The following is a 16,444-nucleotide window of genomic DNA, read 5'->3' on the forward strand; positions in this document are numbered from 1 at the left end:
CAGGCTTTGATCATTGAGAGGGTGATTAAACTTGGTTGTTAACATCATCATGTTTTGTTTCACGAATGGCCAAGAATGCTAACAGTGAAAGAATGGATGCTGCTGTCAAGTAGTAACCCACCGCTTGTAAGCCATATTTGGTTGCAAGTTCAGTTGCGATCAGAGGTGCAAAAGATGCGCCCAGAATACCTGCCAAGTTAAAGGTTAATGCAGAGCCTGTATAACGTACAGAAATCGGGAAAATTTCAGACAAGACCGTACCAATTGGACCGTATGTCATTCCCATCAATGCTAAACCTACACATAAGAACAAGAACACAATCACGGTACTGCCAGACTCAAGCATACTGGCAAATACTAAACCAAAAAGTGCAGAGGCGATACATACCCCAATAGAGGTTGCCTTACGCCCAAACTTCTCAGCAAATACAGCAGAAAGCGGAATAAACGCAGCAAAACACAGTGTTGCGACCAGTTGCATCTCTAAGAATTCTGCACGTGAGTAACCCAGTTGTTTGGTTCCCCAGTTGAGTGCAAATACTGTTGTGAGATAGAACACCACGAATGTACACACAGCAGCAATTGTGCCGAGGAAGAGCATTTTATAATGTTTGGTCACAACTTCTTTAAATGGAACATTAACTTCTTTTTGTTTGTCTAATACTTTTTGGAACGCTGGGGTTTCATGCAATTTTAAGCGAATATATAAACCCACAATCACCAATGCAGCACTTGCAAGGAATGGAATACGCCAGCCCCATTGCATAAAGTCTGCTTCAGACATCAATGCGCCAAGACCAAGGAATGAACCCGTTGCCAAGATAAAACCGATCGGTGCGCCCAGTTGTGGGAACATCCCATACCAAGCACGTTTGCCTTCAGGTGCATTTTCGGTTGCAAGCAGGACTGCGCCAGACCATTCACCACCAAGACCTAAGCCTTGACCTAAACGACAAAGTGCAAGTAATAGCGGTGCAACGATACCAATCTGTGCATAGGTTGGAAGTAGACCAATACACACTGTTGAAACACCCATGGTCAATAAAGCCGCGACGAGGGTTGCTTTACGACCAATACGATCACCTAAGTGACCAAAGATTGCTGCGCCAATAGGGCGGGCAATAAATGCGATGGCAAATGTTGCGAGTGATTGAATTGTTGCCGTCATCGGATCTGTACTTGCAGGGAAGAACAGATGCGGAAAAATGAGGACTGCAGCAGTTGCATAGATATAAAAATCGAAGAATTCGATTGTTGTACCCACAAGACTTGCGAAAAGCACACGAGTCTTTGAATTTGTTTGAATTTCTGGAGTAGCAGTAGATAATGACGCCATGGTGAACCTTACACTTTTAAAAGTAAAACGAGTCTTTAAAGCGTAATCTTTTTAAAAAAGGCGTAATTTCTTAAAAAAACAACGAGATCAACCCAAATTCACTCCATCAGGGTCACTGAATTTTGAGTGTCTATGAATTAAATGACGTAAAGATAGATTGCAAGGAAATGTGATCCTGCACCGACCAAAACAAATATATGCCAAATAGCATGAGTGTATCTTACTCTTTTTAAGGCATAAAACAATGCGCCTATTGTATATGCTAAACCACCAATGACCAATAATTTTAATGCTTCTGGTTTTAAATACTGTTGCATATCATCCATTACAAGCACGGCAAGCCAACCCATGACCAAATAAGCAATCAGTGAAATTTTTTCAAAACGATGAATGAATATTAACTTGAATAGTGTTCCAATGGCTGCGATGACCCAAAGTGCAATCAATAAATAATGTGCTTTTGCTGTTGGGATGGCAATTGCCAAAAAGGGCGTATAGGTTCCCGCAATTAAATAATAAATCGCGGTATGATCCAGCTTTTTATACCACTGGCGTTTTTTTTCGTCGACAGAAAAATGATAAATCGCTGAACTGGAAAACAGTAGAATCATACTTAGACCATAGACAAGCAATCCAAAAAATTGCCATCCATGTAGATAGTTGCCTTTAATCAGCATCAAAACAGTCGCTATCGCAGCCAAAATCGCACCAAATGCATGACTCAATGCATTAATACGTTCTTCTTGTGGTGCATAGATGTGAATCAATTTATCTGTCGACATTGGACCTTATTATCCTAAAAATACAATTGTATAGTAATGGAGTTTTACCTTTAAAGTAAGACGTCTTAAAATAGGTAACTTAATTAATACGAGTTTTGATTATGTCCAATGTGGCAAGCTTATCTGTTCAGGAACAACAATTTTTTGATAGCGTACAGCAAGCTATTGATAATCAAAGCTTAGATCGTTTGATTTTAAGTCAGTATAAAGGAGAATTGGTTGATTTAGAGAAAATGACCTTTCGCGTCATTCAGCTACAGAATGAAACGGTTCTAAGCTGTCTATATCGTTATAAAACCAATGATATTACTAAAAACTATCCACTTCCCCATGCGTTAACGACAATTCAGGGGCTGGCTGAGGATTGTAAACAAGCCAATTTATTTACCGATGAGGTTGAAACGCAGCTGAAGAAAAATAAAAAGAAAGCCTTGCTGACCATCAGTAAAAATAAGCTGGATAAAACCGCTAAAAACCAACAACAAGGGCATGATCGTACAAAACATCGTTTTGTCGACCAAGAAAGCTATTTTCTCCAACCGCTCGGCATTACCGATGCCAATGCACAAATTATTCCAAGCATGGCACGTAAGTGGAAGCAGATTAACAAATTTGTTGAAATCTTTTCAGGTGCTTTAGTGCATATTCAACAGTCAGAGACTTTAGTGCATGATGGAAAAACCAAAGAGCAGGCTTTAAAAATTGTCGATTTTGGTTCAGGAAAAGGCTATTTAACGTTTGCTTTATATGATTATTTGGCAAAACAACATCAAACCCCATTTGTAACAGGTGTTGAGCTGAATGACAAAATGGTGAAATTTTGCCAAGAGGTTGCGCAAAAGTCTGATTTTAATCAATTGGATTTTTTCCAAGGTGATGTGAGAACGTATCATCCATCTCATTTGGATATTATGATCGCCTTACATGCGTGTGATGTTGCAACAGATTTTGCGATACATACAGGTATCCGTTTAAACGCTCAAATGATTATGTGTGCACCTTGTTGCCATAAGGAATTACGCCCACAATTGAATAGTCCACAAGTGTTACAACCGATGTTGCAATTCGGTATTCATGCAGGACAACAAGCTGAAATGCTGACAGATACCATTCGAGCTCTGTTGCTGAAAGCGTATGGCTATGAAACCAAAGTCTTTGAATTTGTGGCATTAGAACATACCAGTAAAAACAAAATGATTTTGGCAACCAAGCGTAAAGATTTCACTGCACCTGATCAAACAGTCTTAGATCAAATTCGTGCTTTAAAAGAGATGTATGGGATTCAAAAACAATCCTTAGAATTATTATTGAATGATCAGTGGGACCAGCAAGACATTGGCGCTAAGTGCTAGCGCGTTGTGAGGAGAGAACGCAGGTTTAACTGCTTTCTCTCTTGGTACCATTTAGATAAATTATTTTATTGCTGATTCATTTCATCAAGCTCAGCTTCGCTTGAGCCCGTGGTTTTTTGAGAGATCGTATCTGGAAAATATTGCGGATCATCCATTTCTGGAATCAATTGTTCACCCATTTTATGAATCAAGATACTGGTTTTTAATGTTTCTGTTGGGGCTTTAATCAGTAGTTCTGTAAAAAAGTCTGTTGCTTTAGCTGCAAATTGCGCATCACTTTCTTTGTTACCACGTTCAGGCATTTGAACATTGTCTAAATTAAGCACAGGGACTTTGCAGGTTAACGGTACTTGAAAACTTTGACTATTTTCAATAATTTTACCATCCTGTTTACAGCTCTGATATGCAGCACTTTGAGCTTTCATTTGGCGTTCAAATGCTGGCGCAACAATTTTAAAATCGTTGGCATTAAATTGTTCTTTAAGTATTTCCTTCATCTTTTCAGATGCAGTGGCTTGTTTTTCGCCACTTTCATCGCGGTTTTTTTTAGCTTCAGCTTCTGAGATACCTGCAATTGCGGCACTCATTTTTAAATTAAGCTGATCTTGATTTGGGTCTTGAGAAAATAATCCAATCATGCTTTTTGTGATAATATTCACACGATCTAGCTCGGATGTTTTTGCATAAATACTTTGAGTCGTCAGTAAAATTGCGCTATAAATAAATACTTTAAATTTATGATTTAGAAACATAATTATTCTACAAGTTTAGTTAAGTTGGTGGAAGTGAGCGTATTGTCACTGTGCATTACATTAGCATAATTGCAAGAATGAAGGATCAATTTCTCAACCATTAGGATTTAAATAATGAGCCAATTTGTCATTCAATCTGGGCCGTGGAGTCAGCTTCAACATGATGCAAAACTGATTCGAAGCATGGTTTTTATCGAAGAACAAAACATCAGTGAAGCAGATGAATGGGATGAGCAGGATGCCATTTCATTACATTTTGTTGTATATGCTCAAGATCAACCCATTGCGACAGCGCGGTTATTGGAAAATAACAGTATTGGTCGAGTTGCTGTGTTGCAACAATATCGAGGTGAGGGGATTGGTAAACTGCTCATGCAACAGATTATTCAAGTGGCAAAACAGCAAAATAGAGCATTTCTTCAATTATCCGCTCAAGTCTATGCAACACGCTTCTATGAAAATTTAGGCTTTCAGGTACAAGGTGAAGAATATTTAGATTGTGAGATCCCACATATCGATATGGGGTTAAGTTTAAAAAATGACTGAATTGAAATAAACCAAGAGAATCGATTTACCTATGCTCAGTATAAAAACCCCGTTAATTCAATCTTTAGTTTTAAGCCAACTGAATCAATGTCAGGTGTGGTTAAAAATGGAAGCATTACAACCGTCGGCGTCATTTAAACAACGAGGCATTAGCCATGCCTGTCAAAAATATTTTGAGCAGGGTGCTCAGCGTTTTATCAGTTCATCGGGTGGCAATGCAGGCTTAGCTGTTGCTTATACAGGTCGACAACTGGGTGTTCCGGTGACCGTCGTGGTTCCAGAAACCACAGCACAACGTGCGAGAGAATTAATTGCCCAGCAAGGTGCAGAGGTTATTGTACATGGCGCTTCATGGACCGAAGCCAATGCTTTAGCGCAGTCCTTATTAACACAGCATGATGTATTTATTCATCCTTTTGATCATCCATTGTTATGGGAAGGCATTATCCCGATGATTGATGAAGTCATTGCAGATGGCGTTACTCCAGATGCGGTGGTCTTATCTGTGGGTGGCGGAAGTTTACTTTCAGGTGTTGCAGCAGGATTAAAGAAACATGGTTTAGCCCATATTCCAATTTATGCGGTTGAAACCAAAGGTACAGCATCCTTACATGCTTCGATTGTCGCTAAGCAACATGTTGAATTGGATCAAGTGAGTGGTATAGCAACAACACTTGCAGCAAAAAAAGTTTGTCAAAATGCATTTGAAGTGAGCCAAGAACTTGAAGTTCGTAGTTTGGTTGTTTCAGATCAAGACACTGTAGATGCTTGTTTAAAATTTGTGGATGATCATCGTATTTTGGTTGAGCCAGCATGTGGCGCAACGTTGTCGGTACTTTATGATCAGACGATTCAATTTAAACCCGCTGATCAGGTCTTGGTGATTGTATGTGGTGGTGCAGGGATTACCCTAGAAACACTACAAGCATTCAATGGATAGATCGGATTGAATAGATAATCAATGATTATAATCTATTGATCCTTTAGCAAGTCTTTTCGATTTAGAGGATGGTGAGATGATTCAAGTTATACTTTTTGATTTAGATCAAACCTTACTTGATCGCACCTCCTCCCTAAAGGCTTTTTTAAATTGGCAGGTAAATTTCTTCGAGCTGGTTGCGATTCAACAGAAACCACAATTTATTCAGCGTTTTATTGAGTTGGATAATAATGGTTCTGTATGGAAAGATCAGGTGTATGCTCAACTTATTCAAGAGTTTCAAATATCCAGCTATTCGACACAAGCGCTATTAGAGAATTATATTCAAGACTTTAATAAATTTTGTCGATGCTTTAGTGGTGTTGATCTGGTTATTTATAGCTTGTTTAAGGCAAATTTTTATCTTGGATTAATCTCTAATGGAAAGACACCTTTTCAGGAAGATAATTTCAAAGCCTTAGGTTTAAGTGAGTATTTTTCGAGTGTGATTGTGTCAGAAGCTGTTGGACTGCGAAAGCCTCATCCAGAAATTTTCCAATTGGCATGTCAGCAGCTCGGTGTTATTCCTCAGCACTGCATTTTTGTTGGCGACAATGAGGTAGCAGACATTTGCGGTGCAAAAGCGTTGGACATGAAAACGATCTTATTTGACCCTCAACAAAAAGTAACATCGACACAGGCCGATCATCGTGTAAAGTCTTTTCAAGACATACTTAGTATTTTAAAAATAAAATGAAAAGATTATATAAGCACGGTAGGGTAAAGTTTCAGGTTTTATTTTTATTTGGAGTAGTATCTCAATTCAGTGTATTTGCACAAGCCGAAACAGATAAACAACAACCGTTAGCCTATGAGTTACAGGTGGAAACAAAGCCAAAAACTTATGATCCAGCGACACAGTCACGGATTCGGGTCTATCGAAAGGGTGCGACAAAAACTTTAATTCAACATTCATTTGATTGTGCTGGAAGAAAAGCTGGGATACGGGATTACTTAAGTGGAAATGGTGCATTATCTGCGCTAAAAGCGTATGCCAGAATTACCTTTAATATCGAAGAAGGGATGCCTCGTAGTGCGATTCAGAAAGAAGCTGAAAGCAATGCTATGCGGACTTACCAACTGATCTCTTATAAAGAGTTTATTTTAAATGCCGACCAACCTGTGAATTTATATGGTTTTGTATTTGGAGCGACTGATTCATCTCGGACAAAAGCACAATTGATTGATCAATGTGTGGATGCTGTTGCTTCGTTCAGACCACAGGCTGGACACGATTATGAAATTTTAGGTAAATATCAAAATAACCAATGCCAATTTCAAGTATTTGATCTCAAAACCAATGATCAAATCCCTGTTTCTGACAAGCTTTATACTTGCCCTGAAAAGTCATGGAAGTTTTGGAAAAAGGATCAGTAAATGAAACGTGCAATACTCGGTATTTTTTTGATGATGGGGCTTATTGTACCCAATTTGACTTGGGCATCTTATCTCAATAAATGTCTCTTAACGGTTAAAGTCTTAGAAGAAACTTCAACCATGACGATGGCAATCAATGGGCCACAAGGTGAGTTTGAAAAAAGTAAATTGACGATGTATATCAAAATATTAAAAGCTAAAAAGAATGGAAGAGCTGATAGTGGATGTCAATCACTGGTCAATCAACGTATGCGAATTACGATTGAACAGCCACCTTTGACCAGTTTAGTCAAAGGGCAAGTTGTACAAGTAGAAAGCATCACTCAGGATGCTTTTCCACAAGAAGGATATGTCACGCAATACAATCTAAAAAACTAGTCTGTTGGGAATTTCGCTTTTAGCCTTTGTGTGCGTTACTCCAGTCTTCTATGGCTTTTTGTCCGCTTTCTAAGCCAACTTCATAGGTATATTGCAACTTGCGTTTATCTTTACATAAACGGCCTGCTAACTTTTTATTGTCAGGCGGGCAGATTTCCAAAATGCTTTGTTGCGTATTTTGACGGATAAAATCGACAGTTTGGTTATAACGAGTACAACGGTTTTTCAGACTATCTGCAAAGCCAGTATGTTGATTAAGCAAATATTTTGCCAAGAATTGATCTGCTTTACTGCTGGCTTTAAAGTAATTTTGTGTACGGGTACGAATCACCAAGAGATTTTGAATATTTGCTTGTTGCGCTGCCCATTGAACAGGGAGGGCATCTGCGACACCGCCATCAAAATAAGGCTCTCCAAAAATTTCTACAGCCTGTCGTGTCAGATAGGGAATAGAACTAGAAGCACGTAATCCATCGATAATATTGTCTTTCCCAGCACGTAAATATTCAGGATAACCTGTACGAGCATGAGTCAACACCATATAAAAGTCAGGATTTTGACTAAATATGGCCTGTTGATCTAGAGGATTCTCTTTCTCGACAATATCCCACATCCACTGCATATCCAATAAATCCCCACCTTTAAAAAAGCGAGCATAACGAATAAATTCAGGTCGAAGTGAATGGTCTAAATAGAGTTCGATATTGCGACCTTGTTGTCGAGCAAGGTAATTGGCGAGGTTTGTTGAACCAGAAGACACCCCAACAAAAAGATCGAAAGGGTTAAAATTTTGTTGTAGGAAAGCGTCAAGTACACCGCAGGTAAAAGCCCCACGCATACCACCACCTTCTACGACAAGCGCATTACGTGAATCATTGATCATAGATTGTTTAGTTTGCATGTTCTGGCTGAGCTGAGTTGTGTGGCATGTTTTTCATTTCATCATTCGACATTTGCTGCGTGTCATGTGGAGGTGCTGTATCGGTATTCTCCGTCTGAGGCGTCGCTATCTGCTTATTTTGCTGACTCGGCATATAATCTGGTTCATTGGTTACAGCCATATAGAAGAATACAAGGAATAAACAGCTAAAGATTGTTGCGAAAATCACGGCTTTAGATTTCCACAACGGTTTTTTGGGAGAGTTAACATCGTTCATAGGAAAATTCCTAAAAGAATGAAATGTGTAGCTATTTTATAACATAAAGCAGTAGTAAAGTTGGCATTGCTATAAAAGACATAAATTAAATGAGGCTTATGTATATAAACACAACATGGGTTGATCAGCATATGAATACATATCAGACATAACAAGCAGGCTGAGATTAAAATTGAAATCAAGCATATAAACAAGATTATTTTGAGCTTGATTTTAGGTGTTTATGGAAATGAATAATGTTGATTTATTAGAAATATATGAATATTTAAACTACATTTTTAATGATATTATTTATTTAATTTTTCAACAATTAATCAAAAAATCTATTTGAATTTAAGTATTTTTAGTAATGAAATTGTTTTTTTTAATAGAAAAATTTTAGAATTAATTTATAATAGAGGTAATTAAAACGAATAAATTATTAAAATGAACAGCTTAGTAAATAGCATTTATAAAATATTGGATCAGCTTGGACTAAACGCACAAAAACGAGCTTTGCATATCCAATTTAGCAATACAGACTTAAACAACCAAGTCTTCTTACAACGCATCGATGGACAACATGGTCTAAACCAAGGTGTGTCTATGGAACTGATTTGCCTTGCCACTTCAGCAACGATTCCGCTTAAACAATTCATCGGTAGCCAAGTGGCGATTGACCAAGTCACAGATCATGGGCAACTGTTTCGTAGTACAGGGGTGATTACCGAAGCAGCACAAGGGCAAAGTGATGGCGCGCTGACGTTATATAAGCTCAAACTCGAAGATGCCACTTCACTGTGGCATAAACGCCGTAATAGCCGAGTGTTTATGAACAAGTCGGTTGTGCAAGTGATAGAAACGCTGTTTAAAGAATGGCAAGATAAAAGCCCACTCTTTGCATCGAGTCTAAGCCTCGATAAAAGTGGACTGAAAAAAGATTACGATATCCGACCATTCATTATGCAGAGCAACGAAAGTGACTATGCATTTTTAAGCCGCTTGATGCGCAGTGAAGGGATCAACTGGTTGATTGATGAGGCGCAATTGATTGTGCCTAGTTCTGCGACTCAAATTCAACCACAAAAACTGCGTTTGGTGGATGATAATAACGAATACAAAGCGCTAGAACGCAAAAGCATCCGCTTCCATCGTAGCAGTGCCACAGAACAACAAGACAGCATCACCAGCTTTATCGGGCAACGTAGCTTACAACCCACTGCTGTCCATGTACAACGCTGGCAAGCAGATGTGTTAGAGCAAGAAGAAGGTGCAGGCAGTGTTCAAAGCAAACACCAACACAGTCAAAACCAGAATAATGCCAGTCTTGGTTTAGAACAGGCTTGGCATATTAGTCCAGCATGGATTCAAGACCTGAATGGTGAAGACCAAGCAACCGCGTCAAATAACAATCAGATTGAAAAGATCAACCAAAACCTCAACCATTATTACGATGCTCAATCCAAACAATTTATAGCCAATTCCACTGTACGTGATGCACAAGTGGGGTATTGGTTTGAGCTAAACGAACACTCAGAAATAGACCAACACAGTGGCTCAGACAAAGAATTTCTGATTACGTCAAAGACATTCTATAACCAGAACAACTTACCCAAAGAACTGAATGAGCAAATCAATCGCTTGCTCCAACAGAGCAATTGGGTCAATTCAAATGTAGACTCAAACAACCCAGAACGCCAAGCCAATCAATTGGTACTACAACGCCGTAATATCACCACTGTTCCTGAATACCACCCACTACAACACCGCCCGAGTACCCACCCACAACGAGCCAAAGTGGTTGGGCCAAGTGGAGAAGAAATCCATGTCGATGAATGGGGGCGCATTAAAGTTCGCTTCCTATTTACCCGCAATGAAGATCACAGTCACGATGGTGGTGCAGGGAGCAATGACAATGACACCGATTCCGCTTGGGTGGATGTACTGACCCCGTGGGCAGGTGAAGGCTATGGTGCGCGGTTCTTACCGAGGATTGGTGAGATTGTCGTGATAGATTTCTTTGATGGTAATATTGACCGACCATTTGTAGTGGGGCGTATCCATGAAGCGCAACGAAGCCCAACGAAATTTGATGACAAAGGACAATTGCCTGATACAAAAAAACTGGCAGGGATCAAAAGTCGAGAAGTTAAAGGCAGTGGCTATGGCCAGCTTAGATTTGACGATACCACAGACCAAATCAGCAGCCAGCTACAAAGCAGTCACGGCACGAGTCAACTCAATCTCGGTAATCTGAGCCATCCTAAAGAAACTGATACCAGTGAAGGACGAGGCGAAGGCTTTGAACTAAGAACAGACCAATGGGGAGCAGTACGTGCAGGGCAAGGTCTATTGCTGAGTACCCATGCTCAAGACTCAGCTTCAGGTAATCATCTTGATGCAACAGCCGCGAAAAGTCAGTTAGAAAGTAGTCTAAATAATTCCAAGGCCCTAAGTGAAGTTGCCAAGAATCAGCAAACTGATCCACTGGATGTATTGGAAAATCTCAAGCAATTTCTTGATCAAATCGAAAAAGGTGAAAAAGACAAAGCGGATGCATTTAAACAAGCTTTGATTATTTTAGCTGCACCGAATTCAATAGCATTGGCAAGTAATGAAGACTTACATCTTTCTGCGGATAAACAAATCAGTTATACCGCAGGTGACAGTATTAACCTGAGTACGCAAAAGAATTTAGTTGCACATGCACAATCAAAGATCAGTCTTTTTGCGGCACAAGAAGGTGCAAGACTTTTTGCTGGGAAAGGTAAGGTTGAGATCCAAGCACAAGGCGATGGTGCGGATTTGATTGCACGTAAAGGTATTCAAATTATTTCGACTGAAGAGATGATTGAGCTCAAGAGTCTCAAAGAAATTATTATCACATCTGGTGGCTCTCAATTAAAAATTAATGGTTCAGGTGTATTTGTGACCACGGCTGCTAAGTTCGAAGTGAAGGCAGGGCAACATAGTTTTATTGGTGGAGCAAAAGTCGATTATTCACTTCTATCATTCTATGAAAATATCTGTAAGCCTTGTTTGTTGGATGCAGCAAAGTTTGGAATGGCATTTGTTGATAAATAAAATGAAAAGAAAAATTGTTCCATTTAAAAATATAAAAAGTTGTATCGAAGATGATCGACATGATTTGAACATGTATTTAATCTTGGATGCGGCGCAAGTTTCAGATCAAACTTTGCACTTTATCAATACATGGCGAAATGACGCAAGGTTAGAGTTTTATTCATTATTTTCAGGTACAACGGAGGGCAATGCACCTTTTGAAGTTGCCCCTGTACTTGTCTTAATCACTGATTTAGAGGCGCTCGAAGAAGATGGATTTAGCTTTATTCATCAAACATGGAAAGACGAACAGGCTTTAAATCTGGTATTTAGTTCATTGGATTTGGCTCAGTTTGTTAAAAAAATGAAACGCTATCTCACAGTAGAATTTCCTGATGGTACACAAAAATTATTTAGATGGTTTGATCCAAGAATTGTTAAAAAAATTCATAAAATACTGACAGATCAACAAGAAGATGAGTTTTTTGAGGGTATTACAAAATGGATCATTTCAATTCGAAATTATCAGGATGTAGATTCTAATCAATTAATGGTATTGGAGAATGCATAATGTTCATACTCAGCCAAGAAAAAATATATGAATTAGATGTTGAGCAAAATAAAGAATTTTTATATGACCTTGTCTATGAAATTATAAAAGAAAACCCAGCCCTTAAACTGAATGGGCAATTTGATCAGCTATTAGAACCTGTCCAAAGCCTGATCAATCTATATGTTGAAAAAGGCATCAATCAAATTTATACACTCAAATATATGGTGAAGAGCCATGTTTATTTGGGAATAGATTATGCAAATGATCCGCAATATCTTTGGCTCCAAAATGAAATGCAGCATAACAATATTACGGAGCAAGTATCTTATGTAGATGCTTTTTATACACTTTTGGAAAGCTATAAAAGTATAGTTTTAGGACATGATTTTAAATTTGTTTTAAAAGCAATTGAGCAGTTAAATCAGAGTCTTAGCTATTCTAATCTTCAAGAAAATCTTTCAATTATTTATCCAGAAAAAATAGAGTTTTTAAAACAAAAAGATTTATTGGGTTCACTTCAAGAAAATTATTCCAATGATATCCAATCATATAAAGAGTATGTATTGGGAAAAGAATTTCATCATAACGTTTTTATAAAAAATTTGATTAATTTGGAGGTTTAAGATGGGTGTTGGTGGTGCAAGTCCTACAGCGGGCACTTCATGTGCAACGTGTTTGAAAAAATTTTTAGTTCATTTTCGGAGACCTCAAGACTATAGTGGTAATTATGGATTTGATTGGTTAAGAGATGATTATCTTTATGCTAATAAATTTGTTGCAGAAGCGGGTAATACAAAAAGCCCATTTTGCATTGATGTGGAAAAATTAAAAAATGAGTACAAAACTGATGTTAAGAATCCAATAGCACCCTATGGGAAAGAATATTTTCCTGCATGGTTGAGTTTATTTTCTTATATTAATGGTTCTAATAGTCCTCATATCTCTACAATGACAAAAGATGGGGTAAAATTAGATTTATATATAGAAGAAATTGAGCCTTTAAGCAACGATGGGACAGAGTTAATTTTTCAATGTCAAAATAAATTTATTCAGATATCTCCTAAAAATATTCCTTTAGAAAGTGCATTTAAAAAGAAAGTATTAGATTTTGATGGGAAAAAACAATTTTATCATTTAGCTCGCAGTATTTTAATTAAGTGTGAAGGTGGTTGGTTAACTAATCATGAAGAGATTAAGGTTTTTGCAAAGAAGGGAAGTGTGAAGGTTGAAGTTGGAAAGTTAATGCTTTATAAGAATGATATTATAAAGCATGCAGATATTATATTAATACCAGTAGTTACTGAATATAGAGGTGGAAAACCCGTTTTACCAGATCGTGTTGATGCTTATGAATACCTAATAAAACGTATAGCATTTAATCAAGCTTTAATTCGTGCGGAAATTAAAAGAGAAGCCATATTAGACTTAACAAAATATCAAACAGATCCTTTGGTAAATATTATTCAAGGTTCAACAAGCAATACGCAAGCATCAAATTTTGCACGAGCATTACGAGAATTATATAATAAGTATGGTCCAATACAAGTCAATGGAGGAATTGATCAAAATGGTAATGGGACTTCAAATAGTAAAAAGACATTTGTATTTTTGACTACAAAGCAGACAGCTGCTGGAGGAGTTTGTACTTTAGATGGTCATGTCTGGGGGGATATGGTTATTGTTTTTAAATCAAATTTGAATCATGCACATTCTTATCCTCACGAGCTTGGGCATTCTTTTTCATTACCTCATACTTTCCAAAAAGGAAGTATGGCAAAACATACTTTTTATCGTGGTTTTACTGAAAATTATATGGATTATATGACAGATAGTTTAGGCAATAACAATCCTTTTCATACCGGGAAAAAGCCATTTACTTTTTTTAAATGGCAATGGGATATTATGCGTCAAGATAAAAGCATGAACTAATAAATGGTGGATAGTAGTTATGAATATTTTTTTAAAAATTAATTTTTTAATATTTTCTTTTTTAATTTCATCGTGTAGTTCTGGGAATAATGTAGAAAAGAGTAGTAATAAGTTGGACGAAAGGATATATGTTTTTGAAAAAAAATCAAATTTAGAATCATCTTCTGAAATAAATTACTCAAGGTTTGCACCAGTAAATCAGCTTAATTTAAAAGGGATGCCTGTGGATTTTAGAAAGATAATAAATATTCTTGAAAAAAAAGGATATATTAATACTGATAAAGTCTCTAGTATTAAGCGCTATGAAGTTATATCGTATAATTCAACTACAAAAAAAATATATTTTTTTAATAATGGCAATGAAAAACCAGACCTTTTTTCTGAAATCTATGCAACGAGCTCAAAATTTAATCAACTTGAAAGTATTCGTTTAGGGTTGAGCGCTGGATATGATGGAGAAAAATTTAAACAAATGAGTACTGATACAACTATTCCTACAAGCTTTATTTCTGCTTTAAACGTGATTGATGAAAAAAAAGCGAAAGAAATATATGGTTCACTTATAAACCAGCATATTTTGAATATAAAAAAAAATGTGAATGAGTATTGTGGGTTTTTAGTGACAACAAGAGTGAAAGTACAAGATTATTGGTTTGAGTTAAATACAGAACAAATAAAAAATAATACTTATTTTAATATTTATCAAAGTGACGAGATCCCCAAGAAATGTGATTTTTGATTTTATTGTTATATGTTTTATACAGTAAATTAGTTGAAATTATTTTAAAATATAGGTGTTTAAGTTGATATGGGTGAAAATTAAAATATATATTGGATTCTTATTTTTAATATTTACGATCGGTTGTGATGGAAAAGTAATATCATCTGGTGATAAAAATGATGAGGTAATAAATAAATTTTGCCTTACTCCTGAGCCTAATATTAGTTTGGATATAAATAAATATTTACCATTTGAAAGTTCAATGGAGAGTCCTATAGAAAAGAACTTAGGAGTAAATGTTATTGATTTTTATGATAAAATTCAAAAATCCACTTCCTTGAATAATATGGATGTATATGAAAATCAAGGTTATATCGATATTGTTGATGATAACTACGATGTAGTAGGCAAAATTCTAATTATTTCAGCAGGCACTTATGTTAAATATATTAATTTTGAAGTTAGATCTGATCCCCAAATTTTTAAAGGAAAACTTATAAAAAGTGCACTTATAGATGTGATTTCTGCAGTAAGTGATACCGATTCTGAATTAATCTATGACAAAGTTTTAAGTAATTTAATTAACAATATTAAAGATGGTAAATTTAATCCTCGAACTGGTATATATTCAGGTTCTTTTGATGAGAATGAAGTTGTATATGAAGTATCTACAATTAATAAAAAATTTATTGCAGCTAAAGTTGCTAGCGGCGAAATTAGAGATATCGATTGCAAAACTAAAAAATACAATGAGTATAAAGATTTGGAATTATCACTTTTTTCAATATTCAAACATTAATCTTAATGATTTTAGACATCAGGTATAATTATTTATTAGGTTATTAGAGATGGTGGTGTTATGAAATCTTTCATTTTGGTGATAGCTTTAATAAATCTATCAGCTTGCTCATTTGACTCAAATAAGGATAATTATAGTTTAAAAAATAGTGAAAATTCAGATGTTGGAAATAGTTATGATATTAAAGTTGGAAAAAATATTTCTAGTTTTGTAGATGAAAATAGAATTTTTTTAAATTATGATCAAAAAGAAATAATTAACAGATATAAAAAATTAAATAGCAATTACATGGTTTTAAAGGTTTTAGATAAACTTCCTGCTGAAATAGGGTTTGCAGATGGTACTGTCGGTAATAATGTTGAAGAAAATAAGCATTATATGTCTAATCTAGATACACATATAAACTTTAAGACAAATTACATATTTTTTAAAAGTACGAATTATGTACCTTACGATGATAAAATTTTCAATACTATTGCTAAAATGTTGGGTGATCAAATTTATGTGATCAATGGAAATAAAGTAGATTATAAAGATTTAGATAAAAATATTAATCTTTTTATTAAAAGGCTCGAGTGCAGCACTTCGTCACAAGAAGAAGTGCTAGAGTGGAATGTAAATGATATTCATATTATTTTAGAAGCATCAGGAAATAAAAATGAAAAATTAACCAGTCTTTTTTTTACAGCTTATTTTACAAAGAAAACGGATAAAAAATATGAAACATCAATATATTAGTTT

18 protein-coding genes are annotated in these 16,444 nt (G+C 36.1%); 13 read left to right on the top strand and 5 right to left on the bottom strand.

From position 1 onward, the window contains the following. Positions 1 to 25 precede the first annotated feature (25 nt). Both ACG916_RS12340 and trhA read right to left on the bottom strand, forming a co-directional pair. Positions 26 to 1,336, bottom strand: coding sequence for an MFS transporter (locus ACG916_RS12340; protein WP_004817867.1), 1,311 nt, complete (start codon positions 1,334 to 1,336; stop codon positions 26 to 28). A gap of 137 nt (positions 1,337 to 1,473) precedes the next feature. Continuing rightward, positions 1,474 to 2,118 carry a PAQR family membrane homeostasis protein TrhA gene (trhA, locus tag ACG916_RS12345; protein WP_151957606.1) on the bottom strand — a complete coding sequence of 215 codons (645 nt, stop codon included), beginning with the start codon at positions 2,116 to 2,118 and terminating at the stop codon, positions 1,474 to 1,476. A gap of 101 nt (positions 2,119 to 2,219) precedes the next feature. Here trhA and ACG916_RS12350 point away from each other — a divergent pair, with 101 nt between their 5' ends. Beyond that, a complete protein-coding gene (locus tag ACG916_RS12350; RefSeq protein WP_419328357.1) occupies positions 2,220 to 3,470 on the top strand; it encodes a class I SAM-dependent methyltransferase in 1,251 nt (416 codons plus the stop codon). Positions 3,471 to 3,535: 65 nt separating this feature from the next. Here ACG916_RS12350 and ACG916_RS12355 read toward each other — a convergent pair whose 3' ends face one another. Then, a complete protein-coding gene (locus ACG916_RS12355; RefSeq protein ID WP_419328359.1) occupies positions 3,536 to 4,222 on the bottom strand; it encodes a hypothetical protein in 687 nt (228 codons plus the stop codon). Positions 4,223 to 4,336: 114 nt separating this feature from the next. Between ACG916_RS12355 and ACG916_RS12360 the strand changes: the two genes are divergently transcribed. From ACG916_RS12360 to ACG916_RS12380, 5 genes are all read left to right on the top strand, one after another. After that, entirely contained in the window at positions 4,337 to 4,768 is a 432-nt protein-coding gene (locus tag ACG916_RS12360) for a GNAT family N-acetyltransferase (RefSeq protein ID WP_004724100.1), read from the top strand. Between the two features lie 31 nt (positions 4,769 to 4,799). Next, complete coding sequence (locus tag ACG916_RS12365) at positions 4,800 to 5,708, top strand: pyridoxal-phosphate dependent enzyme (RefSeq protein WP_419328360.1); 909 nt, start codon at positions 4,800 to 4,802, stop codon at positions 5,706 to 5,708. A gap of 76 nt (positions 5,709 to 5,784) precedes the next feature. Beyond that, on the top strand, positions 5,785 to 6,444 hold the full coding sequence (locus tag ACG916_RS12370; RefSeq protein ID WP_419328361.1) for an HAD family hydrolase: 660 nt from the start codon (positions 5,785 to 5,787) through the stop codon (positions 6,442 to 6,444). Further along, positions 6,441 to 7,124, top strand: coding sequence for a hypothetical protein (locus ACG916_RS12375; protein WP_419328362.1), 684 nt, complete (start codon positions 6,441 to 6,443; stop codon positions 7,122 to 7,124). The genes ACG916_RS12370 and ACG916_RS12375 overlap by 4 nt, the downstream gene beginning before the upstream one ends. Continuing rightward, entirely contained in the window at positions 7,125 to 7,502 is a 378-nt protein-coding gene (locus ACG916_RS12380) for a hypothetical protein (protein WP_419328363.1), read from the top strand. Positions 7,503 to 7,521: 19 nt separating this feature from the next. Here ACG916_RS12380 and ACG916_RS12385 read toward each other — a convergent pair whose 3' ends face one another. Further along, a complete protein-coding gene (locus ACG916_RS12385; protein WP_419328407.1) occupies positions 7,522 to 8,385 on the bottom strand; it encodes a patatin-like phospholipase family protein in 864 nt (287 codons plus the stop codon). 7 nt (positions 8,386 to 8,392) lie between these two features. After that, positions 8,393 to 8,659 carry a hypothetical protein gene (locus tag ACG916_RS12390; RefSeq protein WP_004724087.1) on the bottom strand — a complete coding sequence of 89 codons (267 nt, stop codon included), beginning with the start codon at positions 8,657 to 8,659 and terminating at the stop codon, positions 8,393 to 8,395. Between the two features lie 426 nt (positions 8,660 to 9,085). On the opposite strand from ACG916_RS12390, the gene ACG916_RS12395 reads away from it, so the two are divergent. The 7 genes from ACG916_RS12395 to ACG916_RS12425 all read left to right on the top strand — a co-directional run bounded on the left by ACG916_RS12395 (position 9,086) and on the right by ACG916_RS12425 (position 16,441). Continuing rightward, on the top strand, positions 9,086 to 11,722 hold the full coding sequence (locus ACG916_RS12395) for a type VI secretion system Vgr family protein (protein ID WP_419328364.1): 2,637 nt from the start codon (positions 9,086 to 9,088) through the stop codon (positions 11,720 to 11,722). A 1-nt stretch (position 11,723) separates the two neighbouring features. Further along, entirely contained in the window at positions 11,724 to 12,272 is a 549-nt protein-coding gene (locus tag ACG916_RS12400) for a DUF4123 domain-containing protein (protein ID WP_419328365.1), read from the top strand. Next, a complete protein-coding gene (locus ACG916_RS12405; protein ID WP_419328367.1) occupies positions 12,272 to 12,877 on the top strand; it encodes a hypothetical protein in 606 nt (201 codons plus the stop codon). Before ACG916_RS12400 ends, ACG916_RS12405 begins: the two co-directional genes overlap by 1 nt. A 1-nt stretch (position 12,878) precedes the next feature. Beyond that, positions 12,879 to 14,183: a hypothetical protein gene (locus ACG916_RS12410; RefSeq protein WP_419328368.1), complete on the top strand. Its 1,305-nt coding sequence runs from the start codon at positions 12,879 to 12,881 to the stop codon at positions 14,181 to 14,183. 19 nt (positions 14,184 to 14,202) lie between these two features. Next, complete coding sequence (locus tag ACG916_RS12415; RefSeq protein WP_056513911.1) at positions 14,203 to 14,922, top strand: hypothetical protein; 720 nt, start codon at positions 14,203 to 14,205, stop codon at positions 14,920 to 14,922. A 73-nt stretch (positions 14,923 to 14,995) separates the two neighbouring features. Next, a complete protein-coding gene (locus ACG916_RS12420) occupies positions 14,996 to 15,703 on the top strand; it encodes a hypothetical protein (protein ID WP_419330583.1) in 708 nt (235 codons plus the stop codon). Between the two features lie 60 nt (positions 15,704 to 15,763). Beyond that, positions 15,764 to 16,441, top strand: coding sequence for a hypothetical protein (locus ACG916_RS12425; protein WP_419328371.1), 678 nt, complete (start codon positions 15,764 to 15,766; stop codon positions 16,439 to 16,441). Positions 16,442 to 16,444: the final 3 nt, after the last annotated feature.

This window comes from Acinetobacter legionensis, from assembly GCF_048552295.1.
In the GTDB taxonomy this organism is placed as follows: Bacteria; Pseudomonadota; Gammaproteobacteria; order Pseudomonadales; family Moraxellaceae; genus Acinetobacter.

What these genes read in the sequence shown, in the direction of transcription:
- ACG916_RS12340 (WP_004817867.1), bottom strand. Translation starts at nt 1,336, where the DNA reads ATGGCGTCATTATCTACTGCTACTCCAGAAATTCAAACAAATTCAAAG.
- ACG916_RS12360 (WP_004724100.1), top strand. Translation starts at nt 4,337, where the DNA reads ATGAGCCAATTTGTCATTCAATCTGGGCCGTGGAGTCAGCTTCAACAT.
- ACG916_RS12385 (WP_419328407.1), bottom strand. Translation starts at nt 8,385, where the DNA reads ATGATCAATGATTCACGTAATGCGCTTGTCGTAGAAGGTGGTGGTATG.
- ACG916_RS12380 (WP_419328363.1), top strand. Translation starts at nt 7,125, where the DNA reads ATGAAACGTGCAATACTCGGTATTTTTTTGATGATGGGGCTTATTGTA.
- ACG916_RS12395 (WP_419328364.1), top strand. Translation starts at nt 9,086, where the DNA reads ATGAACAGCTTAGTAAATAGCATTTATAAAATATTGGATCAGCTTGGA.
- trhA (WP_151957606.1), bottom strand. Translation starts at nt 2,118, where the DNA reads ATGTCGACAGATAAATTGATTCACATCTATGCACCACAAGAAGAACGT.
- ACG916_RS12405 (WP_419328367.1), top strand. Translation starts at nt 12,272, where the DNA reads ATGTTCATACTCAGCCAAGAAAAAATATATGAATTAGATGTTGAGCAA.
- ACG916_RS12415 (WP_056513911.1), top strand. Translation starts at nt 14,203, where the DNA reads ATGAATATTTTTTTAAAAATTAATTTTTTAATATTTTCTTTTTTAATT.
- ACG916_RS12375 (WP_419328362.1), top strand. Translation starts at nt 6,441, where the DNA reads ATGAAAAGATTATATAAGCACGGTAGGGTAAAGTTTCAGGTTTTATTT.
- ACG916_RS12390 (WP_004724087.1), bottom strand. Translation starts at nt 8,659, where the DNA reads ATGAACGATGTTAACTCTCCCAAAAAACCGTTGTGGAAATCTAAAGCC.
- ACG916_RS12350 (WP_419328357.1), top strand. Translation starts at nt 2,220, where the DNA reads ATGTCCAATGTGGCAAGCTTATCTGTTCAGGAACAACAATTTTTTGAT.
- ACG916_RS12355 (WP_419328359.1), bottom strand. Translation starts at nt 4,222, where the DNA reads ATGTTTCTAAATCATAAATTTAAAGTATTTATTTATAGCGCAATTTTA.
- ACG916_RS12425 (WP_419328371.1), top strand. Translation starts at nt 15,764, where the DNA reads ATGAAATCTTTCATTTTGGTGATAGCTTTAATAAATCTATCAGCTTGC.
- ACG916_RS12370 (WP_419328361.1), top strand. Translation starts at nt 5,785, where the DNA reads ATGATTCAAGTTATACTTTTTGATTTAGATCAAACCTTACTTGATCGC.
- ACG916_RS12400 (WP_419328365.1), top strand. Translation starts at nt 11,724, where the DNA reads ATGAAAAGAAAAATTGTTCCATTTAAAAATATAAAAAGTTGTATCGAA.
- ACG916_RS12410 (WP_419328368.1), top strand. Translation starts at nt 12,879, where the DNA reads ATGGGTGTTGGTGGTGCAAGTCCTACAGCGGGCACTTCATGTGCAACG.
- ACG916_RS12365 (WP_419328360.1), top strand. Translation starts at nt 4,800, where the DNA reads ATGCTCAGTATAAAAACCCCGTTAATTCAATCTTTAGTTTTAAGCCAA.